Source organism: Alloalcanivorax marinus (assembly GCF_016785095.1).
Taxonomy (GTDB): Bacteria; Pseudomonadota; Gammaproteobacteria; order Pseudomonadales; family Alcanivoracaceae; genus Alloalcanivorax; species Alloalcanivorax marinus_A.
Window position 1 is genome coordinate 109,117 of the sequence record NZ_JAEKJB010000011.1, and the last position, 23,525, is coordinate 132,641.

At 63.9% G+C, this 23,525-nt stretch carries 22 protein-coding genes; 12 read left to right on the forward strand and 10 right to left on the reverse strand.

The features are described from left to right. Position 1: 1 nt before the first annotated feature. From JF515_RS16140 to JF515_RS16170, 7 genes are all read left to right on the forward strand, one after another. On the forward strand, positions 2-1,168 hold the full coding sequence (locus JF515_RS16140) for an ATPase, T2SS/T4P/T4SS family (protein WP_203105494.1): 1,167 nt from the start codon (positions 2-4) through the stop codon (positions 1,166-1,168). Next, positions 1,161-2,078, forward strand: coding sequence for a type II secretion system F family protein (locus JF515_RS16145; RefSeq protein ID WP_203105495.1), 918 nt, complete (start codon positions 1,161-1,163; stop codon positions 2,076-2,078). Before JF515_RS16140 ends, JF515_RS16145 begins: the two co-directional genes overlap by 8 nt. Further along, positions 2,071-2,940: a type II secretion system F family protein gene (locus tag JF515_RS16150; protein WP_203105496.1), complete on the forward strand. Its 870-nt coding sequence runs from the start codon at positions 2,071-2,073 to the stop codon at positions 2,938-2,940. The genes JF515_RS16145 and JF515_RS16150 overlap by 8 nt, the downstream gene beginning before the upstream one ends. An 18-nt stretch (positions 2,941-2,958) precedes the next feature. Beyond that, the gene (locus tag JF515_RS16155) at positions 2,959-3,633 is read left to right on the forward strand and encodes a tetratricopeptide repeat protein (RefSeq protein WP_203105497.1); all 675 of its coding nucleotides are present in this window, start codon (positions 2,959-2,961) and stop codon (positions 3,631-3,633) included. Next, positions 3,630-3,902 (forward strand): hypothetical protein, encoded by a 273-nt coding sequence (locus tag JF515_RS16160; RefSeq protein ID WP_203105498.1) that lies wholly within the window; start codon positions 3,630-3,632, stop codon positions 3,900-3,902. Before JF515_RS16155 ends, JF515_RS16160 begins: the two co-directional genes overlap by 4 nt. A 1-nt stretch (position 3,903) precedes the next feature. Continuing rightward, positions 3,904-5,658: a hypothetical protein gene (locus JF515_RS16165; RefSeq protein WP_203105499.1), complete on the forward strand. Its 1,755-nt coding sequence runs from the start codon at positions 3,904-3,906 to the stop codon at positions 5,656-5,658. Between the two features lie 152 nt (positions 5,659-5,810). Next, complete coding sequence (locus JF515_RS16170) at positions 5,811-6,452, forward strand: outer membrane beta-barrel protein (RefSeq protein WP_203105500.1); 642 nt, start codon at positions 5,811-5,813, stop codon at positions 6,450-6,452. A gap of 51 nt (positions 6,453-6,503) precedes the next feature. On the opposite strand, the gene JF515_RS16175 is transcribed toward JF515_RS16170, so the two are convergent. After that, a complete protein-coding gene (locus JF515_RS16175; RefSeq protein ID WP_203105501.1) occupies positions 6,504-7,706 on the reverse strand; it encodes a DesA family fatty acid desaturase in 1,203 nt (400 codons plus the stop codon). A 23-nt stretch (positions 7,707-7,729) separates the two neighbouring features. Beyond that, entirely contained in the window at positions 7,730-9,694 is a 1,965-nt protein-coding gene (locus tag JF515_RS16180; RefSeq protein ID WP_203105502.1) for a hydantoinase/oxoprolinase family protein, read from the reverse strand. A 109-nt stretch (positions 9,695-9,803) separates the two neighbouring features. Here JF515_RS16180 and mutM point away from each other — a divergent pair, with 109 nt between their 5' ends. From mutM to JF515_RS16195, 3 genes are all read left to right on the forward strand, one after another. Next, a complete protein-coding gene (gene mutM / locus JF515_RS16185; protein ID WP_203105503.1) occupies positions 9,804-10,613 on the forward strand; it encodes a bifunctional DNA-formamidopyrimidine glycosylase/DNA-(apurinic or apyrimidinic site) lyase in 810 nt (269 codons plus the stop codon). Positions 10,614-10,786: 173 nt separating this feature from the next. Next, on the forward strand, positions 10,787-11,152 hold the full coding sequence (locus JF515_RS16190) for a hypothetical protein (RefSeq protein WP_203105504.1): 366 nt from the start codon (positions 10,787-10,789) through the stop codon (positions 11,150-11,152). A 7-nt stretch (positions 11,153-11,159) separates the two neighbouring features. Next, the gene (locus tag JF515_RS16195; RefSeq protein ID WP_203105505.1) at positions 11,160-11,717 is read left to right on the forward strand and encodes an outer membrane beta-barrel protein; all 558 of its coding nucleotides are present in this window, start codon (positions 11,160-11,162) and stop codon (positions 11,715-11,717) included. A gap of 103 nt (positions 11,718-11,820) precedes the next feature. Here JF515_RS16195 and JF515_RS16200 read toward each other — a convergent pair whose 3' ends face one another. The 7 genes from JF515_RS16200 to JF515_RS16230 form a co-directional block, all read right to left on the reverse strand. Continuing rightward, on the reverse strand, positions 11,821-14,904 hold the full coding sequence (locus JF515_RS16200; protein ID WP_203105506.1) for an efflux RND transporter permease subunit: 3,084 nt from the start codon (positions 14,902-14,904) through the stop codon (positions 11,821-11,823). An 8-nt stretch (positions 14,905-14,912) separates the two neighbouring features. Next, positions 14,913-16,079, reverse strand: a complete 1,167-nt coding sequence (locus tag JF515_RS16205; protein WP_238401126.1) for an efflux RND transporter periplasmic adaptor subunit — start codon at positions 16,077-16,079, stop codon at positions 14,913-14,915. A gap of 217 nt (positions 16,080-16,296) precedes the next feature. Next, positions 16,297-17,442: a radical SAM family heme chaperone HemW gene (gene hemW / locus JF515_RS16210; RefSeq protein WP_203105507.1), complete on the reverse strand. Its 1,146-nt coding sequence runs from the start codon at positions 17,440-17,442 to the stop codon at positions 16,297-16,299. Between the two features lie 26 nt (positions 17,443-17,468). Continuing rightward, positions 17,469-18,068 carry an RdgB/HAM1 family non-canonical purine NTP pyrophosphatase gene (rdgB, locus tag JF515_RS16215; RefSeq protein ID WP_203105508.1) on the reverse strand — a complete coding sequence of 200 codons (600 nt, stop codon included), beginning with the start codon at positions 18,066-18,068 and terminating at the stop codon, positions 17,469-17,471. A 14-nt stretch (positions 18,069-18,082) separates the two neighbouring features. Beyond that, positions 18,083-18,679: a methionine biosynthesis protein MetW gene (gene metW / locus JF515_RS16220; protein ID WP_203105509.1), complete on the reverse strand. Its 597-nt coding sequence runs from the start codon at positions 18,677-18,679 to the stop codon at positions 18,083-18,085. Further along, a complete protein-coding gene (metX, locus tag JF515_RS16225) occupies positions 18,672-19,826 on the reverse strand; it encodes a homoserine O-succinyltransferase MetX (RefSeq protein WP_203105510.1) in 1,155 nt (384 codons plus the stop codon). Before metX ends, metW begins: the two co-directional genes overlap by 8 nt. A gap of 162 nt (positions 19,827-19,988) precedes the next feature. Then, a complete protein-coding gene (locus JF515_RS16230; RefSeq protein WP_203105511.1) occupies positions 19,989-20,504 on the reverse strand; it encodes a hypothetical protein in 516 nt (171 codons plus the stop codon). 102 nt (positions 20,505-20,606) lie between these two features. Here JF515_RS16230 and JF515_RS16235 point away from each other — a divergent pair, with 102 nt between their 5' ends. Next, positions 20,607-21,935 carry an MFS transporter gene (locus JF515_RS16235; RefSeq protein WP_203105512.1) on the forward strand — a complete coding sequence of 443 codons (1,329 nt, stop codon included), beginning with the start codon at positions 20,607-20,609 and terminating at the stop codon, positions 21,933-21,935. A gap of 167 nt (positions 21,936-22,102) precedes the next feature. Next, positions 22,103-22,705 (forward strand): outer membrane beta-barrel protein, encoded by a 603-nt coding sequence (locus JF515_RS16240; RefSeq protein WP_203105513.1) that lies wholly within the window; start codon positions 22,103-22,105, stop codon positions 22,703-22,705. 35 nt (positions 22,706-22,740) lie between these two features. Here the strand turns inward: JF515_RS16240 and trmB are convergent, their stop codons facing one another. Continuing rightward, a complete protein-coding gene (trmB, locus tag JF515_RS16245; protein WP_203105514.1) occupies positions 22,741-23,463 on the reverse strand; it encodes a tRNA (guanosine(46)-N7)-methyltransferase TrmB in 723 nt (240 codons plus the stop codon). Positions 23,464-23,525 lie beyond the last annotated feature (62 nt).

A 23,525-nucleotide genomic window follows, 5' to 3' on the forward strand; every position in this document is an offset into this window, starting at 1 on the left:
CGTGCCCGGTCGTATTGATCAGGAATATCAGGAACTCAAGGAGCGTGCTCACCGCTGGGTGGTTGAGCGGCTCGACGAGGAGGGCATCGAGGTAGGGCGCACCAAGGTCGATACTCTTGCTGAGTTCGTGCACCACAACCTGAGCCAGTTTATTTCCCAGAACCGGGTGCCGCTGTCCACGCGCGACCTCAATCAGCTCTCCCGGGACACGCTGAACGAAGTGGTGGGCTATGGTCCCCTGGAGCCACTGCTCGCCGACGAAAGCATCAACGACATTCTCGTCAACGGGCCGAAGGATGTGTTCGTGGAAGTCGCCGGTGTACTGCAGCGGGCACGCACCCGCTTCATCAATGATGAGCACGTGATCCGGGTGATCCGGCGCATGCTGGCGCCATTGGGTCGGCGGCTGGATGAGGCCAGCCCGATGGTCGACGCCCGCCTGCCGGACGGCTCCCGGGTCAATGCGATCATCCCGCCGCTGGCGCTCGACGGGCCCACCATCAGTATCCGGAAGTTCACCCGCAACCACCTTACCGCCCGGGAGCTGATCAACAGCGGCTCCATGACCGAGGCATGCCTTGAGGTGCTGATACGGGCGGTGGAATCGCGCCGCAATATCATCGTCAGCGGCGGCACGGGGACCGGCAAGACCACCATGCTGAATCTGATCAGCCAGCATATCCCCCGCCAGGAACGCATTCTTACCATCGAGGATTCCGCCGAGCTGGTGTTGCATCACCCCCACGTGGTGCGGCTGGAAACCAGGCCCGCGAATACCGAAGGCAAGGGCCGCATCACCGCCCGGGAACTGGTCGTCAATGCGCTGCGGATGCGCCCGGACCGCATCATTCTCGGCGAAGTCCGTTCCGCGGAAATCATTGAATTGCTTCAAGCCATGAACACCGGTCACGAAGGTTCCATGAGTACCATCCACGCCAACAGCACCCGCGATGCCCTGGTTCGAATTGAAACGTTGCTGGCGGTCAGCGGTTATGACGCCAGCGAAAAGGCCATCGGCCGGCTGATCGGCTCGGCGCTGGACATCATTATCCAGTTGGTGCGCCGGCCAGATGGTAAGCGCATGGTCAGTGATGTGGTGTCGCTGAGCCCCACCGAAACCGATGCCTACCACATGGATTATCTCTATCGGAGCCAGGACCATGAATAGCGTCGCCCTGCTCGCCGCCGCCCAGACCCTGGCCGTGCTGGCCCTGCTGGTTCTGGCGGTGCAGGCACTCTGGTTTCATTATCGGTCGCGGCGCGTGCTCAATGAGAACGTGCGGCGCCGAATGATCGACGCCGGCCCGGTAAGCGACGACGCTATTGCCCGGGTGAAGCTCACCGCTCTGGAGCAGGTGCTTCTGCGCGCCGATATTCAGATACCCCGCCAAAAGCTGGTGCTTGTCGGCATCCTGCTGATGGGGTTCCTGGCCGTGGTCGCTTCGTTGAAAGGGCCGCTGGTGGTGGCGATCACGGCCGGGCTGTTGGCGGTTATGCTTTGGATGTATTGGCGCTTTCGTTTCCAGCAACAGCGGCGACGCATTTATGAGGAACTGCCCGGCATCATTGATTCCGTACTACGCTACATGAGCGCCGGACGTTCTCTGGAAAATGCCCTGGTGGAAGCGTTTCGAGACGCACCGCCGGTCTTCGATCCGCTCAACTTCCGGTTGCGCAGCGCGGTGGAGTCCGGTCGGGATTACACCGGACTGTTCGAGGACTTCGCACAACTTTACCAAGTGCCCTCCCTGGTTCTGGTTTCCATTGCCCTGCGTACCTCGGCGCGGTTCGGTTCATCCATTAAGCCGGTGTTCAAACAGGTTTCCGAATCCCTGCGTTCGCAACAGGAGCTCCGTCGCGAGTTCATGGCGGCCACCGCCGAGATCCGCTTCACCGCCGCCGCTTTCGCATTGCTGCCGTTAGGACTGGCGGGCTACATGATCCTGATCAACGAAAACTACTCGGACGTATTGCTGAACAGCACCACGGGGCATTGGATGCTGGGCGTGGCCGGCGGGTTGCAGGCGCTGGGCATGATTCTGATCTGGCGAATGATCCAGGGGGTCGGCCGTGATTAATCTCTGGTTCTTCGCCGCCATGATCATGGCATTACTGGCCGTCTGGGTTGCCTGGTTCATGGCACCTCGTTGGGCGCGGAAGGGGCGTGTGCACGCCCGTTTGAGAAACGCCGGTGACGTGGAGGCGGAATCCTCTTCGTTCTGGCTGAGCCGGTTCGCCACCCGCCTGACGGAATCTTCACTGGCACGGGAGGATTTTCGGGAGATGCAGGAGGCGTTCTCCGCCACCGGGCGCCACCGGGAACAATCCCAGGTGCTCTATCTGGTCTATTGCTGGCTTATCCCCGCCATTGTGGTGTTTGGTGGTTTTGTCTTCCTGGGCCCCATGGGCGGCATGTTGGTGGCGGCGGGCGCCTTTTTACTGCCGCGACGCACGATCCGTTCCATGGGCCGCCGGGCCGAACAAAGGCAAAACATCGAAGCGGTGGAGTTGTGTCATCTCACACGCATGCTGATGGAAGCTGGCCTGTCACTGGAACGGGTACTGCGCCTCATCGCCGCGCAAGGCCGACCGATGATTCCCATGCTGGCCATGCGCCTCGACCGGTTCAACCGGTTGATGGAATCCGGCGCCGAACGTACCCAGGCGCTGGACGAACTGGGCGAGAACCGCCGTATTCCAGTGCTGCGCAGCTATGTGGTGCTGATGAAGCAAAGCAGCCAGCTTGGTGCCGGCGTATCCGACAGCCTGGACCAGATCATCGAGGAAGCTCAAAAGGTCGAACGCAACCGCATCCAGGAAGAAACCAATCGGATCGGGGCGAAGATGACTGTGATCATGATGGCCTTCATGCTGCCGGCGCTGTTCATTCTGATCGGCGGGCCAGCGGTCATTTCCATTGGCGAAGCGTTAACGGGCTAAAAAGAAGGGAGTGAAAGGATGCGAGCATTCATTGTGGGGTTCACGGCGGCGTTGCTCGCTACCGGCTGTGCTTACCAGCCGCCACCGCCCGATAACCTGAATACCGGCGCGCCGGAAAACCTGACCTGCAACGCCAAAATTCAGCCCGAGGAACAGGTGCAGCTGGACCGTGTTGACACCCTTATGGCCCGTGAGCACAACCACGCGGCTCTTGCGCAGTTGGAAGCGCGACCGTTGTCCACCGTCGATCACTGGGTGCGATACGGTCAGTTGAAGGCCTCCACTGGCCGTCTGGATGAAGCGGAGCGGATCTTTCGCGGCCTGGTCCGCGAATGTGAAAGCGGGCGCGGTCATCACGGCCTGGGCATGGTGCTGCTCAAGAAGAATGAGGTCATGGCGGCGCTGGACCAGCTCGAACAGGCGCGTCGCGCCACGCCGGCCTCGGCTCAGGTACGCAACGACTACGGCTATGTGCTGCTCATGGTCGGCGAGTATCAGGACGCCGCTTACGAATTGCGTACCGCCATGGAGCTAGGCGATGGCCAGGGTCCGGTTCGCCAGAATCTGGCGGTGGCCTACCTGCTCACCGAAAACTGGGCGGGTTTGCAGTGGATGACCCAGGAATACGACTTCGATGGCGAGGAACGCGCCTACGCGGAACGTCTCGCCGCTACTTTCAGGAGCGTGCAATGAAATACGGGCTCGCGCTATTCATCATGATTCCTGCCCTGGCCCTGGCCGGCGAAGCTGAAACCCCCGAATACGGCCTCGCCGGCGTGGTGGTGAAGGAACGCTCGACCACCGCTACTGAACGGGCTCTGAACCAGCAGCGTCGTTCGCCTAAAGCCGAGGAAAGCGAACTTTCCGTGCCCGTGTACGTGCAGACCCAGCGCCGGCTTTCGGAGAGCTTCAATCAGCCGATCCCGGACAGCTTCGGTGAGCAGACCCTTAACGAGAATTGAAATGAGACGGCAGCGTGGCGCCCTAACCTTTGTTACTCCGCTGCTTATGGTGATCGTCGTGCTTCTTAGCACGATGGCCCTCGACGGCGCGCGCCTTTATTCATTGCGCCAGGATATGCAGAGTCAGGTTAATGCCGCCGCCACCGCCGCCGCTGACGGCGTACAAACCTGCGGCGGTCAGGACGTCGATATGGCGACGATACGCCAGCGAGCGTTGACGGCCGCCCGTGGCCAAGGGTTCACGGGGGAAGACGGAGATCTGGTTGTACAGGCCGGGCTTCTTCAGGACAGCGATGGGGACGGCGATATCGAATTCCGTACCATGCCGTTTCTGGACCAGAGCAACGCGGTCCACGTTAGTTATCGGCGCTCCGCGCGAATATCAATGCTGCTGCCGGAAACCCAATTGGGCAGCGTTGATATGGAGGTTTCCGCGGCGGTTCGTAAGGAAGCCGTCGCGACACTCAGCGCCGCCGGCAGTACAGCTGGCGTCGGAGGTGGTCTGTTGGGATCGCTTCTGGGGGCGGTGCTCGGTGACGCCGCTTACACGCTGGATCCGACCAGTCTTTCTAGCTTGCAGAACACGACGGTAGAACTGGGTGAGTTGCTTAACACTCTGGGCGTTAATGACATTGCCGGTCTTTTGCCTTTGGGCGGTGATGAACTGGCTGGTGCGTTGAGTACTATATCCGGAGTGACCACTTCCCTGGGGCGAACGCTGGATGATATTGCCGGTGCCGCCGGTATAGAGACCATAAAAGTCGGCGATATCCTCAGCGTGGTTGGTGAAAGCCGGGTTCCTGAAAACAGTGAATTTCCTCTCTATGACGTTGTTATTAGTCTGGTCTTGAACATTGCTGAACAACAGCAGCCAGGCAGTGACGGCATTCTGGATTTGCCAATCAATATCGACAACCTATCGATTCCCCTTCTGGCGAATATCAACACGGTGGATGTCGGGCTTCATGTAGGCGAACCCCCGACCGTCGCCATTGGCCCGGCGCGTCGTGGGGAAACGGATGAATGGGTTACCCGTTTCCATGCGCCGGATATCACTTTGGCTCTGGCCGCCGATGTTGAGCTTTTGAACGTGGACCTGGGGCTTGCCTCACTGAATCTGGCCAGTCTCAATATACCTCTGGCCGTCGCCGTTGGCGGTGGCCAAGGTGCCTTTGTGGCGGCGGATTGCGCTAAGAGTAACAACAATGATGTCGAGGTCACCGTTGAACTGGAACGGGAAGTGGCAAGGATCGCGACCGGCTCGGTGGGGCCTTCCGGGTCATTCAACCAGGAGGATATAGACGCGCAGGTCGGAAGATTACGCTTGTTCTTTGGTCTGATTCCGGTGCTTGACCCTGCTATACAACTGACCGCCGGCCTAGATGTTTCCGTCCCCGCTGAGAATCAAACCGTGACGTTAGATCCTCGATACCCTCTCTATTGCTCTCCCGAGAGCGGCTGTGCAAGGCAGGAGTGGGAGGACCAGGGGGCTGGATTGGGCGGTCTTGATCTGGGCGTGGAATTAAAGAAAGTCGAGCTTTTGGGGCTCGATCTCGGGGTTCTTCTTCAGCCGATCACGGATGCACTTCAGGCCTTACTTAATGGGGTAGTGAACAGTCTCGCGCAAGCTCTGATCAATCCGTTGCTTCAGACCCTGGGTGTGGGCCTTGGGGGGATTTCCGTCACCGTTTCTGGGGTGGACCAGAGCAATATCCAGTTGATTGAGAATGTGGCTGTTAGCGGTGACGGCACCTAACCGCAAAGTCGATTCCATCTCGGTTTTTACCGGTTAATGCTTTCCATGGTGCCTGGTCCGAGTAGGCGTTGCCGTGGTGTTTTGGGATCGCGTGGCCGGGAGGGCTGCTAAGGAAAAAAGTTCAAACCATAAGGAGCAAGGAGAAGGAAACGATGAAAAAACAAAATGGAAAAAACCGGTTGGGTGTGTACATGGTTGCTGGCTCTCTTGCGCTGGTGCTTGGGTTGCCCTCGCAGGTTATGGCGCGCGAGGGTGGGTTCATTGGGGCTGGCATGGGTTGGTCCAGCAATCATGTCGAGATGAGTTCTTCGGCACTCGGTGCTCGTTACAACCTGGATGGGCTTGCGGCTGATGGGTTGGGTGGCAGTATTTTTGCTGGATATGGGTGGCGCTCTATCCATGGTTTCTTCGCAATTGAAGCCAACATGGGAATGCGCGACGCGGAAGCGGAAGAAACCCTCCGTTCTGGTGGTGTAACCGATAAAGCGCAGGTTGAATCCGACGTGAGCTACGGCCTGGGCATCCTTCTGGGTGGCCGCCTCGAAGGCGCCACACCCTATCTGCGCTTGGGATGGCAGACCTCCAACTACGAGGTCAGTGGCGCCGATTCAGACGACCAGGACCATGACGGCATTCGCTACGGCGTCGGCGCCCTGCTGCCTCTGCAAGAGAATCTCGATATGCGGTTGGAGTGGAACCAGACGCGCTACGGCGAAGAGGACTATTTCGACGGAGCTCTGGAACTGAAGCCCACGGAAAGCCTGTTCACCGTGGGGGTGTCCTTGCGTTACTAGCGCCTGGAAAGGCGGGCCCCGCTCGCCGGCAAGCGGCGGGCGGGGTCCGGTTCAGGCTCGGGCCGGAGTGACCCGGTAGCCTTTCAGCGTGCTTACGAAATCCTGCAGGGCGTGGATGCCGGAGGCTTCCGCGTCCCGGCACCATTGCGCCAGGGAGTCGAGCATTTCCGCCGAGCTGTGGCTGGTCTGGCTCCAGATTTCCTGCAGACGCAGGCGGTAATCGTAGATTGTCGCCAGGGTCGAGTTGTGCTCGGTGAGGGTGGTCAGGCGTTTGGTGTGGCGCACCTTGAAGAAGCGCTGGTCGCGATGCAGCAGGGCGGCGGCGCGGTTGTAGAGGCCACGGGTGGCGTCGCAGGCGCGCGCCTTTTCCTGCTCGAACACGGGCTTGATCACTTCGCGGCGGTAGTGCGCCATCACCTGGAAGCGGTGTTGCACCAGGGCACGAAGGGTGTCCAGGTCCACGGTGTGTTTGTCGCGGGCGACCACCGGCTTGGGCGCCACCTTTTTCACCTTGGCCAGACGCAGCACCTCGAAGGTGCGGATCCAGGCCCAGCCCAGGTCGAACTCGAAGCGTCGCACGGAGAGCTTGGCGGAGTTCGGGTAGGTGTGGTGGTTGTTGTGCAGCTCCTCGCCGCCGATCAGGATGCCCCAGGGCAGCACGTTGCGGGAGGCGTCGCTGCACTCGAAGTTGCGGTAGCCCCAATAGTGGCCGATGCCGTTGATGATGCCGGCGGCGGTGATTGGAATCCATATCATCTGCACGGCCCAGACGGTGATGCCCACCACGCCGAACAGGGCCACGTTGATCAGACCCATCAGGGTAATGCCGAGCACGCTGTGCTTGTGGTAGAGGTTGCGCTCCAACCAGTCGTCCGGGCAGCCGGCGCCGTATTTGTCCAGGGTCTCCTGGTTGGTGGCTTCCGCCTGGTAGAGCTCGGCGCCCTCGCGCAGTACCTTGCGCAGGCCGAGAACCTGCGGGCTGTGGGGGTCTTCCTCGCTGTCGCAGCGGGCGTGGTGCTTGCGGTGGATGGCGGTCCAGGCACGGGTGTCCATGCCGGTGGTCATCCACAGCCAGAAGCGGAAGAAATGCTTCAGGGCCGGGTGCAGCTCCAGGGCCCGGTGGGCGGAATAGCGATGCAGGTATACGGTCACGCTGACGATGGTCACGTGAGTGAGCGCCAGGGTGATCAGAACCAGGGTCCAGGGGCCGGGTGAGAGCAGGCCGCCGGAGAGGAAATTGAGTACGTCGTTCATGGGGATGAGTATCTTTTTGGTGACTAGCGGGTCATCAGCAGATGACCTTGAAAGTGTACCTGAGCCCGCCAGCCCGGTGCCAGATAAACCGTCCCGACCGGCTCGAAGATCAGGGCCGGGCCTTCCAGGCACTGTTCCGGCTTGAGGGCCTCTCTACGGTAGACCGGCACCGGCACGGACAGTTCCGGCAGCCGGGCGTGCCAGGCCGGCTCCCCGGTACCGCCCGTGAGGGCCGCCGGCGCCGGTGAACGGGGCGCGGCCTGGCAGCGTACACGGACATTCACGCGCCGCACGGGCAGGGCCAGCCGGTGGCCATAGCGCTGTTCGTGAAGGGCATGGAAGGCCGCCTCGCAGGCCGCCGCGTCCCCTTCCCAGGGCAGCGCCAGGGTGGAGGACTGGCCCTGGTAGCACAGATCCAGGCTCACGGTGGTCTCGATGTCTGTTTCGGCCACGCCCTCGGCGGCCAGTTCGGCGCGACCGTGCCGGTCCAGATCCCGGGCCAGGGTGTCCACGCCCTGGCCGTCGGCGTCCGCCGGCAGAGCCTGGATCAGCTCCCGCTTGCGCGGCGCGTACACCAGCCCCTCCGCGGACAGCACCCCGGCACGTACCGGTACCACGGCCTGGCGCATGCCCAGATTATCGGCCAGGGCGCACACGTGCAGGCCGCCGGCGCCGCCGAAGCTGACCAGCGTGAAGTTCGCCGGATCGAAGCCCTTCTGAATGGAAATCACCCGCAGAGCCTGGCTCATGTGCTCGTTGGCGAGATCAATGATGCCCCGCGCCGCGTCCTCGAGCCCCAGGCCCAGCCGTGCCGCCAGCCGGTTCACCGCCGCCCGGGCGGCGTCCTCGTCCAGGGCGAGGCTGCCGCCCAGGGCGAATTCCGGTTGCAGGCGGCCGAGTACCACGTTGGCGTCGGTGACCGTGGGTTCGGTGCCGCCCCGGCCATAGCAGGCCGGGCCGGGGTGGGCGCCGGCGGAGCGCGGGCCCACATGGAGCAGGCCGGCGTCGTCGGCCCGCGCCAGGGAGCCGCCGCCGGCACCGATGGTGTGCATGTCCACCATCGGTACCGCCACCGGGTAAGGGCCGATGTGGCCATCCCGGGTCAGGCGGATGTCGCCGTCCAGCAGGGCCACGTCCGTGGAGGTGCCGCCCATGTCGAAGGTCATAAGGTGGTCGCGGCCCAGCTCGCGGCCCAGACGGCGGGCGGCGTTCAGGCCGCCGGCGGGGCCGGAGAGCAGCAGGTTCACGGCGCGGTCGGCGGCCTGTTCCGCCGCCACGGTGCCGCCGTTGGATTGCATGATGGTCAGCGGTGACGGCCGGGTATGGGTGGACAAACGATTCAAATAATGACGAATGCGCGGTGCCAGCCAGGCATTCAACCAGGTGGCCAGGCCGCGCTCGTACTCGCCGCGCAAAGGCAGCACCTGGCTGGACAGGCTCACCGTCAGGCCGGCCTCCTCCAGAGCCCGGCCCAGCCGGTTTTCGTGGTCGGGGTCGAGATAGCTGAACAGCAGGTTGACCGCCACGGATTCGGGTTTGTGGGCGCTCACTCTCGACACGAGCTCCTGAATCTGCCGGTCATCCAGGGCGGTTATTTCCTCGCCGCCGGCGCCAAGCCGGGCCGGCAGGCTTTCCACCGGCGTTTCGCCCAGGGCGGAAGGCGCCGCGATGGGGGTCAGGTTGTAGAGCTCCGGACGGTTCTGGCGGCCGATCAGCGGCACGTCCTCCAGGCCCTGGTTGGTGACCAGCACGGTGCGCGCGCCCTGGCCTTCCAGGGCGGCGTTGGTGGCCACCGTGGTGCCATGCACGATAACCAGTTCGCCGGCACCCAGGGCGTCTTCCAGGCCCATTTCCCGGATGCCCTGAAGGATCGCCTGCTCCGGAGCGGCCGGCGTGGAAAGGACCTTGTGAATGCGCGGCTCATCCTCGCCGAGCAGCACGAAATCCGTGAAGGTGCCGCCCGTATCCACGCCCAGCCAGTACGCCATGGTGTCTCCGTGTTCCGTGTCCACTACAATGCGAGGCCCATGTTAATGTCCCCGGTGGAGGCGTGCACTCGCCCCGGACCCCGGATTCCCCGACCTGAATTGACCGAATATGCCTGAATTGCCCGAAGTGGAAACCACCCGGCGCGGCATCGAGCCCTATGTGGCTGGCCGTGTGCTCACCGCCGTCACCGTGCGCGAGCCGCGCCTCCGCTGGCCGGTGGACGCCCGCGTCGGCGAGCTGCGCGACCGGCCCATCCGCGCTCTGCGGCGGCGTGCCAAGTACCTGCTTATCGATCTGGGCGACCTGGAGCTGGGTATCCATCTGGGCATGTCCGGCACTCTGCGGGTGGTGGGGGCGGACACCCCGCTGCGCAAGCACGATCATGTGGACCTGCACCTGGACTCCGGCCGGCTGCTGCGTTTCAACGATCCGCGCCGCTTCGGCGCCCTGCTCTACCTGGCCGAGGGGCTGACCCATCCCCTGCTGGCCAACCTGGGGCCGGAGCCCCTGGACGAGGCGTTCGGCGGCGACTGGCTGTACCGGCGCAGCCGGGGACGGCGGGTGTCGGTGAAGAGCTTCATCATGGATAACGCTACCGTGGTGGGGGTGGGCAACATTTACGCCCAGGAAAGCCTGTTCCTGGCCGGCATTCATCCGTCGCGGCCCGCCGGGCGTATCAGCCGCGCCCGTTACGAGCGTCTGGCGCTGTCGATCCGCGCGGTGCTGGCCAAGGCCATCGAGGCCGGTGGCACCACTCTGCGGGATTTCACCCGAGCCGATGGCCAGCCCGGCTATTTCGCCCAGCAGTTGCTGGTGTACGGCCGCGCGGGCCGGCCCTGCCGGCAGTGTGGGGCGCCCCTGCGGAGCGCCCGCCACGGCCAGCGCAGCACGGTATTTTGCGCGGCCTGCCAGCGCTGACGGGCCGCTGGCGGCCATATTGCCGGGCTCATAACAAAGCTGTAGATTGTGATGTGATTGTCGGAAGAAGAATTACTTAGGAACGACAATAGCAGTATTACATTAACAAGCTCCCGGTGGACGCCCTGGGCGTGCCGGAGCACATCGACGATTCCAAGCAAGAGGGAACCACCATGAAGCGAGCCCTGCGCCTGGTCGCGGCCACCGCTCTCGCCTCGACGCTTTCGCTTGCCGGTCCCGCCCAGGCCCGCGACATGGAGCTGGATGGCGCTCGCCCGTCGGCGCTCGCCATGTTCGGCGATGCCCTGATCGTGCGGCCGATCATGACCGTGGGCACCGTGGGGGGCATAGCCGTCTACGCGGTGACCCTGCCATTCAGCCTGATTGGCGGCAACCCGCAGGAAGCCGCGGACACCCTGGTGAAAACACCGGCGTCCGCCGCCTTCGTGCGTTGTCTGGGCTGCACGCCCCGCCAGCATGAGCGGCTGCGGGCCGACAAGCGGGTGGTGGAAGCGAATCGCGTCAAGGAAGAGGACTGATCCAGAAATGAAAACCAACATCGCCGTCCTGGCCGTTCCGTTGATCGGCCTGGGCCTGCTGTCGCCCGTGAGCGCGGACGAACCCTCCCCGGCCTATCTGTCCCTGGGCTACGGCCATCATGAGCAGAATGATCGCTTCTTCGGAGACGACCGGTTCGAAACCGGCGAACTGATCGGCAAACTCGGTGGGCGGGTGAACAACTGGTTCGGCGTGGAAATGCGCGCCGGCACCACGATCAACAAGAACGAGGACAACCTGCGCGCTTTGCCCGGCGTCAAAGGCGAATACGCCATCGAATACTTCTACGGCATTTACGCCAAACTCAGCTGGGCCAACCACACCGCTTTCACCCCCTACCTGCTGGGTGGCTACACGGAAGGGAAGGAAAAGCTCGATACCGACCTTGGAGAAGTCGACCAGAAGTTCTATGACTCCTCCTATGGCGCGGGCGTGGACATGGATCTCAGCGAGCGCGTGGGCCTGAACCTCGAGTACATGTTCTATTACGACAAGGACAACGTGACCGTCAAAGGCCCGGCGGCCTCGGCCTACTGGAAGTTCTGACCCGGCGCTTCAAACCGCCCGGACACAAAAAAGCCCCGCCACGTAGCGGGGCTTTTCATTGCCGTGGGAGCGGGGCGGTGCCCCGCAGGGCACCGCCCCGCCGTCAGGCGGCGGCGTGGTCGCTGTCGTCGTGGCCTTCGTCGCGGCCCAGCAGCATGTACATGGCCGGCACCACGAACAGGGTGAACAGGGTGCCGATGGTCATGCCGGCGGCCACCACCAGGCCGATGGCGAAGCGGGCACCGCCACCAGGGCCGGCGGCGATCAGCAGCGGCACCATGGCCAGCACCAGGGCGGCGGTGGTCATCAACACCGGGCGCAGCCGCACGGCGGCGGCGTGCTCGATGGCCTGGCGCTTGCTCATGCCCTCGTCCTGCATCTTGTTGGCGAACTCCACGATCAGAATCCCGTGTTTGGAGATCACCCCGATCAGCGTCACCAGGCCCACCTGGGTGTAGATGTTCAGGGTGGTCAGGCCCAGGCTCACGAAAATCATGGCGCCGCACACCGACATCGGCACCGTGATCAGCATGATGATCGGGTCCCGCCAGGACTCGAACTGGGCGGCCAGCACCAGGTAGATCACGATCAGCGCGAAGAAGAAGGTGATGATCAGGTCACTGCCTTCTTTCTTGAACTGGCGGGACTGGCCGGAGTAATCCACCGAGTAGCCCGGAGGCAGCACCTCGTTGGCGGCGGTTTCCAGCACGCCCAGGGCCTCGCCCAGGGTCACGCCGGGCCGCTGCACCCCGGAGATGGTCACCGAGTTGAGCTGTTGGAAGCGCTTCAACTGCTGCGGCTGCACGGTTTCTTCCAGGCTGATCACCGTGGCCAGGGGCACCAGCTCGCCGCCGCCGGTGCGCACATAGAACTGCTTGAGCTGCTCCGGAGTCAGGCGGTCGCCCCGCTGCACCTGGGGAATCACCTTGTAGGAACGGTTCTCCAGGGAGAAGCGGTTGGCGTAGCCGCCGGCCAGCATGGCGCCCATCTCCTGGGCCAGCTGTTGCATGGTGATGCCAAGGCTGGCCGCCTTCTCCCGGTCGATGACGATGTTGTAGCGCGGCTTATCGATCTTCAGGTCGGTGTCCATGAAGATGAACTTGTTGCTGGCGCGAGCCTTGGCCAGAACTTCGTTGGCGAACTCCTGCAGGTTTTCGGTGGGCTCGGTGGTACCGATCACGAATTCCACCGGCAGCATGCCGCCGGCGGTGGGCAGGGACGGCGGTACGAAGGAGGCCACCTGCAGGCCGGCGATGCTGTTGATCTTCTCGGACAGCTCGGTGTTCGCCTCGGCGGTGGTCTGGTCGCGTTCGTTCCAGCTTTTCAGTACGAAGCCGGCCAGCGCCGTGTTGGAGGCGGCGGTGCCGGCGCCGCCGCCGATGCCGTTGAGCAGGAATACGTTGCCCACCGACGGCATGCTGTCGGCGATCTGGTTGAACTCCCGGGTGAAGGGTTCCAGATAATCCAGCGTCACATAAGGGTCGGCGGTGGATGAGGTCAATACGAAGCCCTGGTCCTCCGCCGGTTCCAGCTCACTGGGCGAGCTGATGAACAGGAAGTAACAGGACACCAGAATCACCAGGCCGAACACATAGATCACCGGCCGGTCGTTGAGGGCGCCGTGCAGGCGTCGCTCGTAGCCCTTCTCCAGTTTTTCGAAACGGCGGTTGAGCCACTTTTCGAAGCGATGGCCTTCCCGGTTCGGATCGTGGGGCTTGAGAATCTTGGCGGCCATCATCGGCGACAGGGTCAGTGCCACGATACCGGACAGCAGCACCGCGCCGGCCAGGGAGAAGGCGAATTCCACGAACAGGGTGCCGGTGAGGCCGCCCATGAAACCAATAGGCAGGTACACCGCCACCAGGGTGGTGGTCATCGCCACCACCGGCCAGGCCAGTTCCCGGGCGCCCTTGATGGCCGCGTCGAACGGCGATAGCCCCTCTTCCACGTGCCGGTGCACGTTCTCCAGCACGATGATGGCGTCGTCCACCACGATGCCGATGGCCAGCACCATGGCCAGCAGGGTCAGCAGATTGATGGAGAAGCCCATCAGCAGCATCAGGAACAGGGCGCCGACCATGGACAACGGCACGGCGATGGCCGGGATCAGCACCGAACGCAGTGAACCCAGGAACAGGTAGATCACCAGAATCACGATCAGTACCGCCTCGATCAGGGTCTTGATCACCTCGTCGATGGAGTCCTGGATGTAGTCGGTGCCGTCGTAGGGGATGTCGCCGCTCATGCCTTCCGGCAACTGCGGAAAGATCTGGTTTTCCAGAACGTCGCGTACTTCCGCGATCACGTCCAGGGCGTTGGCGTCGGTGCCCACCTCGACACCGATGAAGGTGGCCTGCTTGCCGTTGAAGGTCACCGACGATTGATAGGACTCCGAGCCCAGTTCCACATCGGCCACGTCACCGAGCCGCACGATGGCGTTACCCTCGGAACGGATGATCAGCCGCTCGAACTGGCGGGCGGAATTCAGGTCGGTACCGGCTTTCAGGTCCAGGGCCACGTTGGTGCCCTTGGTGCTACCCACCGCGGCCAGCACGTTCTGCTGCTGCAGGGCGCCGTACACGTCCGAGGGCGTCACTCCCAGGGCCGCCATGCGTTCCGCCTTGAGCCAGGCGCGCATGGCGAAGGTACGGTCGCCGAGTACGCGGGCGCGCTGTACCCCGGGAATGGTGGCCAGTTTGGGCTGGATCTCGCGCACGATGTAGTCGGTGATCTGGTTGTTGTCGAGAATCTCCGACGAGAACGACAGATACATCGAGGCGATGTCCTCGCCCACCGCCAGTTCGACGGTCGGGTCCTCGGACTCCTGCGGCAACTCGCTGCGCATCTTGTTGACCTTGGCCACGATTTGCGTGAGCGCCTCGTTGGGGTCGGCGCCCAGGCGAATATAGGCCTGGATCGAGGACGCCCCCTGCAGTGAGGTGGAGACCAGGTAATCGATGCCCTCGGCGGAGGCGATTTCCTGCTCCAGGGGCGTGGTGATAAAGCCCTGGATCAGGTCCGCGTCGGCGCCGGTATAGACCGTGGTCACGGTGACCACGGCGTTTTCCATTTCCGGATACTGGCGAACGTTCAGCTCGGTGGCGGCGCGCAGGCCGAGCAGGAAGATGAACAGGCTGACCACGCTGGCCAGCACCGGTTTATTGATGAAAATATCCGTGAATTTCATGGGCGGCCTCAGCTGTTACCCGGCGTCGGCGTCGGGTCGGCGGAAGGCCGCACATCGTTCTCGATGGTTACCCTGGCGTCGTTGCGCAGTTTCAGCAGCCCGCTGGTGGCCACCACCTCGCCGGGCTTGAGCCCGTCCACCACGGCCACCAGGTCGCCGCGCTGGCGGCCCAGTTTCACGAAGCGTTTCTTGACGATTTTCCGGGGTTCGTCTTCGCCGCTGGCTTGCTCGCCGTTCTTGCCGGTGTCGGCGTCCTGCAGCACGAATACCGCATTGCCATAGGGCGCGTAGCTGATCGCGGTGCGCGGCACCACCACCACGTCTTCCGCCTGGGGCAACTGGATATTCACCTTGGCGAACATACCCGGGCGCAGTTTGCGATCCGCGTTCTCGAAGCGGGCCTGGATATTCACGTTGCGGGTGGCCGCGTCCACGCCCGGCTCAATGGCGCTGATCTCACCTTCGAAGCTCTGGTCCGGGAAGGCATCCAGCCGCACCTGTACCTTGAAGCCCTGCTCCACCTTGCTGAGTTCCTGCTCCGGCAGGGAGAAGTCCACGAAGATCGGTTCCAGCTGGGTGAGGCTCACCACCGGGGTGCCGGGCTGCAGATACTGACCCAGGTCCACCTGGCGAATGCCGAGCCGGCCGTCGAAGGGCGCGCGCACGGTCTTGTAGTTGAGCTGTTCCTGCTGGGCCTGGGCCTGGGCCATGGCCTGGTCGCGCTGGGCGCGGCGGTTATCCAGCTCGGATTTGGAAATGCTGCCTTGCTTGAACAGCCGCTCGTAACGGTCGAATTCCTGGCGGGACAACCGGGCGGTGGCTTGCAGCGCATTGAGCTGGGCGCGGTCGGCGGCGGATTCCAGGGTTACCAGCACATCGCCTTGTTTGACCGTGTCGCCGGATTCGAACTCGATCTTGCGCACCTCGCCGGCCACCTGACTGGTCACGTCCACGCCGTTCACCGCGTTGACCGTGCCCACCGCTTCCAGCATCAGGGCCCAGCTGTCCGGGCGGGCTTCATAGGTGGATACCGCGGCGGCGGGTTGCGGCATGTTGTCGAAGAATTCGTTCATCTTCACGCTGACAAATGCCTTGAAGCCGAAGATCGCCCCGAACACGATCGCCAGGATGATCAGCATGATCACCATGCGCTTGCTGATAATGCGCTTACTCATCGGTATAAACCCCTGATAGAAGGCGGTGTTTTTGATTCTTGTGCCCGCGGAGGGCGGCGTCCCGCGTGACGCCGGGCCGGCCATCCGTGGCCTGAAACTGAGCGAAGAGCATACGCCACGGTCATGGGATATTGAAATGGCAGTGTGAACACCCGGTCGACCCCGAGCCAGAGGCCATGGCGCCTATGCGCCGCGCGGATCGATTTTTGACGTCGCGTCAGCGATTGGCCAGATGCGCGAAGAGTTGTTCGAGCACGGTATCCAGATGGCGGAACCCCAGGGGCGTGCAAGCCACCCGCTCCTTTTCATCGACCAACAGGTGGCGTTGGCGGAACGCCGCCAGGGCGGCGTCCAGCTCCGGTGGTGACCAGCCACTGCGCTCGGCAAGCAGCGCCGAGGACACACCATCCACCAGCCGCAGGCCGTTCATCAGAGCCTCTTCCAGGGCGGCTTCGATGACGGTTTCCTGACGGCGCGACGCCGCCGGATCGGCGAGATAGTGTTCCGGCTGCCGCGTCTTGCGATAACGCAGCCGTCGGTCCGGCAGGGTCAGCTTGCCGTGGGCGCCGGCGCCGATGCCGAGATAATCCCCGAAGCGCCAGTAATTCAGGTTATGCCGGCAGGCGCGGTCGTCCCGGGCGAAAGCGGAGACTTCGTAGCGACGGAAGCCGGCATCGGCCAGCAACGCCAGCCCGGCTTCCTCGGTGTCGGCGCGGTGGTCGCCGTCGGGCTGTTCCGGCGGCGCGCGAAAGAAGGCGGTGTTGGGCTCGATGGTGAGCTCATACCAGCTCAGGTGGGTGGGCGACAGCGCCAGGGCCTGGCGCAGATCATCCAGTGCCTGCTCGGTGGTCTGGCCCGGCAGGGCGTGCATGAGGTCCAGGTTGAAGTTGTCGAAGCCGGCGGCGCGGGCTTCCCCCACCGCCGCCCGCGCCTCCTCCGGGCCGTGGATGCGGCCCAGCCTGGCCAGGTGTTGTGCGTGGAAGCTCTGCACGCCAATGGATAACCGGTTGATGCCCGCTTCCCGGAAGCCGGCGAAGCGCCCTGCCTCCAGGGTGCCCGGGTTGGCTTCCAGGGTGATTTCGGCGTGGTCGCTGAACGCCAGGCGCTCACGGAGCCCATGGAACAGCTCGCGGTAGAAGGCGGCGCTCATCAGGCTCGGGGTGCCGCCGCCGATGAACACCGTGTCCACGACGCGGCCCGCCACCCAGGGCAGGTCCTGGTCCAGGTCGGTGAGCAGGGCCGCCAGATAGGCCCGTTCCGGAATCTCGCCGCGCTCGTGGGAATTGAAGTCGCAATAGGGGCATTTGCGCACGCACCAGGGCACGTGGATATAGAGGCCGAGGGTATCGTCGGTGGCGTTCATGGCCTGGCGGCGCCGTAGGAGCGGCTTCAGCCGCGATCCCCCGTCAGCCGGCCAATCAATTCCGCCATGGCCCGTCCCCGATGGCTGACGCGGTTCTTCTCCGCCGGGTCCATTTCGGCGGCGGTCAGGCCCCGGTCCGGCAGCAGGAAGTGCGGGTCATAGCCGAAACCGTGCTCGCCCCGGGGCTGCAGTATGATCTCGCCTTCCCAGGTGCCCTGGCAGATCAACGGCGTGGGGTCCTCGGCATGGCGCATCATCACCAGCAGTGCCTGATAGCGGGCGGTGCGTGGTGCCTCCGGCAGGTCGCCGAGCATTTCGATCAGCAGCTTATTGTTCTTGGCGTCGTTGGCGTCGGCACCGGAAAAGCGGGCGGAGAAAATCCCCGGCGCGCCGTTCAGGGCGTCCACTTCCAGGCCAGAGTCGTCGGCGATCGCCGGCAGGCCGGTGTGCAGGCAGGCGTTGCGCGCCTTGAGGATGGCGTTTTCCACGAAGGTGAGGCCGGTTTCTTCCGCCTCGGGTACGTCGAAATCGCTCTGCGGCACCACCTCATGATCCAGGGGCGCCAGAATGGCGCGCATCTCTTCGAGTTTCTTGCGGTTGCCGGAAGCCAGCACAAGGGTGTTCATGGTTTATCTCCGCGTCAGCGGGTCACACGGTAGACGGCGATCTCGCCGAAGAAGTTGGGCCACAGGCGGGTCAGGGCGCCGCTGCGATGCTGGCGGTTGACCACGGTCCGCTCGATGATGCGGATGTCGTTGCGCCGGCAGTGGGCCTGGAAATCGGCCACCGTGCACAGGTGAATGTTGGGAGTGTCGTACCATTCATAGGGCAGCGCCGAGGACACCGGCATGCGGCCCTTGAACCCCAGGTAGGCGCGAATGCGCCAGTAGCCGAAGTTGGGAAAGGTGATGATCGCCTCGCGACCGACGCGCAGCATCTCGTCGAGAATGGCGTCCGGGCGCAGCACCGCCTGAAGTGCCTGGGTCATGATCACGTAGTCGAAGCGCTCGCTCTGGAAATTGCCCAGGCCCTTGTCCAGGTCCTGCTCGATCACATTGACGCCCTTCTCGAAGCAGGCGGCCAGGTTGTCCTGATCGATCTCCAGACCGTAACCGGTTACCGCCCGCTCGTCGCGCAGGCGCGCCAGCAGGGCGCCGTCACCACAGCCCAGGTCGAGCACCGTGGCGCCCTGGGGAATCCAGTCGCTGATCAGACGCAGCTCGTCGCGCTCAGACATGGGCGGCCACCTCGCCGGCCACGCGGCCCATGTAAGCACTGAACAGCTTGGTGTATTCCGGAATCGGCAGCAGGAAGGCGTCGTGGCCCTTGGGCGTGTCGATTTCCGCGTAGCTCACGTCGCGGCCCGCCTGGACCAGGGCGTTGACGATTTCGCGGCTGCGCTCCGGGGCGAAGCGCCAGTCGGAATTGAACGACATTACCAGGAAATTGCAGCGTGTTTGTTCCATGGCTTTTTCCAGGGAATGGTCGTACTCCCGGGCCGGGTCGAAGTAGTCCAGCGCCTTGGTCATCAGCAGGTAGGTGTTGGCGTCGAAATTGCGCGAGAAGGTCTCGCCCTGGTGGCGCAGATAGGACTCCACCTGGAACTCCACGTCGAAGCCGAAGTGGAAGCGACCGGAACGCAGGTCGCGACCGAACTTCATGCGCATGGCGTCGTCGCTCAGGTAGGTGATATGGCCCACCATGCGGGCCAGGATCAGCCCCTGGCGAGGGTAGGTGTCGTGCAGATAATAACGACCGCCATGGAAATGGGGGTCGGTGAGAATCGACTGGCGGGCCACCTCGTTGAAGGCGATGTTCTGCGCCGATAGCTTGGGCGCGCCCGCGATCACCACCGAGTGACGCAGCCGCTCGGGGAAGTCGATCGCCCACTGCATGGCCTGCATGCCGCCCAGGCTGCCGCCCACCACCGCCGCCCACTGGGCGATGCCCAGGGCGTCCGCCAGGCGGGTCTGGCTCTTCACCCAGTCCTTCACCGTCATCATCGGGAAATCCGGACCCCAGGGCTGGCCGGTTTCCGGATTGGTGGAGGTGGGGCCGCTGGAGCCGTGGCAACCGCCCAGGTTGTTCGGGCAGACCACGAAGAAGCGGTTGGTGTCGATGGGCTTGCCCGGGCCGATGCAGTTGTCCCACCAGCCGGGGCGTTTATCGTCCGGGCCGTGGTAACCGGCGGCGTGGTGATGGCCGGACAGCGCATGGCAGATCAGCACCGCGTTGGAGGCGTCCGCGTTGAGGGTCCCGTAGGTCTCGTACACCAGGTCATAGGCGGGCAGAACCCGGCCGCACTCCAGCTCCAGCGACTGGTCGACGTGCAGGGTTCGCGGTTGTACCAGGCCAACGGAGTCCTGGGGAATCGATTCGGGCATTTCGGGTAACCATCCAAAGGTGGGGCAAAGTCTATCGGCCACCCCCCGACCGTGCAATGCACGCTCAATGGATGTGGCGGGAGTGGCTTCAGCCGCTCCCGCCGGGAAATCCGGCCACCGTTCCCGCTAGAAAGCGACGGACCCTTTTCAGCCGCGCGCGGTTCAGAACAGCGGGCTGTAGGAGCCCTCGTCGTCCTGCCGGTCGGCGTACAGGCTGCGGTCCAGCACCCGGTGCACCCGGGCCCGTTGTTCCTCGCGGTCCACATCCACAAGAATCAGATAACGCCCCCGGCGGATGTCCTTGAGATAAGGTTTCAGATGGTAGCTGCAGTGGGAAATGCCGCGCAGGCCGCCGGCCCAGGCGCCGTGGGCAGCAAAGAACAGGACGCTCAATACTACCCCGAAGAAGCCGATGGGCACGCCCCAGGGGTCGATGGCCGCCAACGCTCCGCCCACCAACAGGCCGATGCCGGCGCCGATCAGGGCGCCATAGAAGCCGGTGGTCATGATGTTGGTGTCTTCCCAGGGGGTGGTGGCGTGGATACCCTCGGCGACCAGTTCGCCGTTGTCGCGGGCCATCACATGCACGCGGTTGGCGCCGATATCGGCGCGCTTCAGGCCGTTCAGGGCGACCTTTACCTGATCGAGACTGCGGACGAGATAATACACTCTGTACATAGTGTTACTCTCCCTGAGTGCTCTGATCTCCTGTGTTTCATGCTACTCCCGGGATGCGTAAACAAGGGGTAAACGAGGGTTAAAAAACGTTAAGGGGACACCATGAACCAACCGCGGAGCGCCAGCGGCGACCATGACCAGGCCGCGCTGGACCGCCTTTACACGCTGGTGGCGAACGATGAGGACGCGCGCACCTGCACCGACATCAGCGAGGAGGCCTGCCGGGAGGTGCCCGGCAATTTCTTCAGGCTCATTCTGGCCAACGTGCTCTCCAAGATCGGCGATCTGCTGATCAACCCGAAAACCGTGCTGGCCTGGCTGATCGGCGCGGTGGGCGCCCCCGCCGCCCTGGCCGGGGCTCTGGTGCCGATCCGTGAATCCGGCTCGCTGATTCCGCAACTGGTGATCGGTGCCTGGGTGCGTCGCCATCCGGTGCGCAAGGGCTTCTGGGTTCTCGGCTCGGTGATCCAGGGGGTGTGCGTGCTGGGCATGGCGCTGGCGGTATGGCACTGGGAAGGTCTCGCCGCCGGGCTGGCCATCGTCGGGCTGCTGGTGATTTTCAGCCTGGGCCGCGGCTTTTGCTCCGTGGCCATGAAGGACGTGCAGGGTAAATGCATTCCCAAGTCCCGGCGTGGCCGGCTCACCGGCCTGGCCTCCACGTTCTCCGGGTTGGCCACTCTGGCGGTGGGGTTGTTTCTGTTTGGCCAGGACAGCGAGCCCGGGTTGCGGTTCTATTCCCTGCTGCTGGTGGCCGCGGGCCTGGCCTGGTGGCTGGCGGCGGCGGTGTTCGCCCGCGTCGATGAGTTCAAGGGCGAAACCGCCGGTGGCGGCCATGCGCTGCGCGAGGCCCTGGGCAGCCTCAACCTGCTGGTGACCGACGCGCCGTTCCGGAATTTCGTGATCGCCCGGGCCTTGCTCATGGCCTCGGCCCTGGGTTCCCCCTTTCTGGTGGTATTGGCCCAGGAGCGTGGTCAGGGCGCCGCGTTGCTGGGTGGTTTCCTGGTGGCCTCCAGCCTGGCCAGCACCCTCAGCGCCACGCTCTGGGGCTACATGGCCGACGCTTCCAGCCGCCAGGTGATGATGCGCGGTGGCGGTCTGGCGGCCCTGGTGTGCCTGGCGGTGGCCACCGTGGCGTTGTTCGCCCCGGAGCGGTCGTGGCTGGGCGGGTTCTATCCGGTGGCCTTCTTCGTGCTTTCCGTGGCGCACTCCGGCGTGCGCATTGGCCGCAAGACCTACCTGGTGGACATGGCCGGCGGCACCAAGCGCACCGATTACACGGCGGTGAGCAACACTGTCATCGGCGTGCTGCTGCTGGCGGTGGGAGCGGTCAGCACCGGTGTGTCCCTGGTTGGCGCCCAGTGGGCGCTGGTGTTCCTGGGGCTGATGGGCACCCTCGGCACTTTCTGGTCCTGGCGCCTGAGAGAGGTTTGAGCACGGTACAGCGGACCACGCCGTTGATCGCGGCTGAAGTCGCCCCTCCAAGCCAATGTCGATCCGGGCGGAGAGCACCAGGAAGGTGCATCAGGATTTACCTTTTATAACTTTTTTGGGTAAAGTGTCCCGCTCTTATTCAATAACATTAATATCGGAGGGAACCCGTGAAAAAACAATTTCTTCTTGCCGCCGCTGTGTCCAGCCTGACTATTCTGCCCCTTGCCGCCCAGGCGGATTCCGGATTTCTGGTGGGTGCGGCGGTAACCCGCGACCAGAGTAACGCCGATGATTTTCTTGACGACGCGGTGGGCGGGACGTCGGTCCGGATAAGTTCGCCGGATGCGGAAATGGGCGGGGATGTGTATGTCGGCCTGGCCGCCAACGAGATGTTCACTTTCCGTTTCGGTTACCGGAAATTCGGGGACGCGGAAGCCGATATCGAGGGCGGCATCGGTAAATTCGAGGTGGAAGCGGACGGTTTTTATGTGGCCGCCGATGCCATGTTCCCGGTGACACCCTCGTTCCTGGTCGGCGGCACCCTGGGTATCCAGAACGCGGACATCACGTTCCGGCTCAGGGGGCCGGGTGGCTCGGACAGCATGGACGACGATGCCCGTGACTTCTTTTACGGCGTGCGCGCGGCCTGGTTGTTGAGTGAGCAGGCCGGTGTCACCGCGTCCTACAGCCGCTATGCGTTCGAGGCGGACGACGTCAGCGAGGACCTGGAATACGACAGCCTCGCCGTGGGTCTTGAATACCGCTTCTAGGCACCCCGCCGCCTGATGCGGCGCCGTGGCCCTCGCTACGGCGCCGTTCGTTCGAACAGCAAATCCCACACCCCGTGGCCGAGGCCGGCGCCACGGCGCTCGAACTTGGTTTCCGGGCGCCAGGCCGGCCGAGGCGCGAACTGGCCGGCGCCGGCCTGGTTCTTGAAGCCGTCGGTGCCCGCCATTACTTCCATCATGTGTTCCGCGTAGTTTTCCCAGTCCGTGGCCATGTGCAGCACGCCGCCGGGGCGTAGCTTGCGGCCCACCAGCGCCACCCAGTCCGGTTGCACGATGCGCCGCTTATGGTGCTTCTTCTTGTGCCAGGGGTCGGGGAAATACAGCTGCACCCGCTCCAGGCTGCCGTCCGGAATGCACAGTTTGAGAATATCCACCGCGTCGTCGCAGTAGCTGCGCAGGTTGGTGAGCCCGCGCTGCTCGATTTCCATCAGCAGGGCGCCGACACCGGGCCGGTGCACCTCGATGCCGATGAAATCCTTGTCCGGGTCGGTCTCCGCCATGTCCGCCAGGGAGCGGCCCATGCCGTAGCCGATTTCCAGCACCCGTGGCGCGTCGCGACCGAACACCGCGTCCGGGTCCAGCATGCCCTGCCCCCGTTCCAGGCCGAAGCGCGGCCACAGGGTGTCCAGGGCCCGACGCTGCCCGTCGGTGAGCCTGCCCTCGCGCAGCACGAAGCTGCGCACCCGGCGCATCACCTTGCCGGTTTCCGGGTCCTTGTCCTGGTGCAGAAAATCGAGCATGGCGATTACGGTGGCGGTTGGCGGGGCAGAGTATAAGGGATGGGGGGCGCGCTTACACTCAG

Coding starts and splice junctions, on each gene's coding strand:
- JF515_RS16145 (WP_203105495.1), top strand. CDS start 1,161: ATGAATAGCGTCGCCCTGCTCGCCGCCGCCCAGACCCTGGCCGTGCTG.
- JF515_RS16155 (WP_203105497.1), top strand. CDS start 2,959: ATGCGAGCATTCATTGTGGGGTTCACGGCGGCGTTGCTCGCTACCGGC.
- JF515_RS16160 (WP_203105498.1), top strand. CDS start 3,630: ATGAAATACGGGCTCGCGCTATTCATCATGATTCCTGCCCTGGCCCTG.
- JF515_RS16165 (WP_203105499.1), top strand. CDS start 3,904: ATGAGACGGCAGCGTGGCGCCCTAACCTTTGTTACTCCGCTGCTTATG.
- JF515_RS16170 (WP_203105500.1), top strand. CDS start 5,811: ATGAAAAAACAAAATGGAAAAAACCGGTTGGGTGTGTACATGGTTGCT.
- JF515_RS16175 (WP_203105501.1), bottom strand. CDS start 7,706: ATGAACGACGTACTCAATTTCCTCTCCGGCGGCCTGCTCTCACCCGGC.
- JF515_RS16180 (WP_203105502.1), bottom strand. CDS start 9,694: ATGGCGTACTGGCTGGGCGTGGATACGGGCGGCACCTTCACGGATTTC.
- mutM (WP_203105503.1), top strand. CDS start 9,804: ATGCCTGAATTGCCCGAAGTGGAAACCACCCGGCGCGGCATCGAGCCC.
- JF515_RS16190 (WP_203105504.1), top strand. CDS start 10,787: ATGAAGCGAGCCCTGCGCCTGGTCGCGGCCACCGCTCTCGCCTCGACG.
- JF515_RS16195 (WP_203105505.1), top strand. CDS start 11,160: ATGAAAACCAACATCGCCGTCCTGGCCGTTCCGTTGATCGGCCTGGGC.
- JF515_RS16200 (WP_203105506.1), bottom strand. CDS start 14,904: ATGAAATTCACGGATATTTTCATCAATAAACCGGTGCTGGCCAGCGTG.
- JF515_RS16205 (WP_238401126.1), bottom strand. CDS start 16,079: ATGAGTAAGCGCATTATCAGCAAGCGCATGGTGATCATGCTGATCATC.
- hemW (WP_203105507.1), bottom strand. CDS start 17,442: ATGAACGCCACCGACGATACCCTCGGCCTCTATATCCACGTGCCCTGG.
- rdgB (WP_203105508.1), bottom strand. CDS start 18,068: ATGAACACCCTTGTGCTGGCTTCCGGCAACCGCAAGAAACTCGAAGAG.
- metW (WP_203105509.1), bottom strand. CDS start 18,679: ATGTCTGAGCGCGACGAGCTGCGTCTGATCAGCGACTGGATTCCCCAG.
- metX (WP_203105510.1), bottom strand. CDS start 19,826: ATGCCCGAATCGATTCCCCAGGACTCCGTTGGCCTGGTACAACCGCGA.
- JF515_RS16230 (WP_203105511.1), bottom strand. CDS start 20,504: ATGTACAGAGTGTATTATCTCGTCCGCAGTCTCGATCAGGTAAAGGTC.
- JF515_RS16235 (WP_203105512.1), top strand. CDS start 20,607: ATGAACCAACCGCGGAGCGCCAGCGGCGACCATGACCAGGCCGCGCTG.
- trmB (WP_203105514.1), bottom strand. CDS start 23,463: ATGCTCGATTTTCTGCACCAGGACAAGGACCCGGAAACCGGCAAGGTG.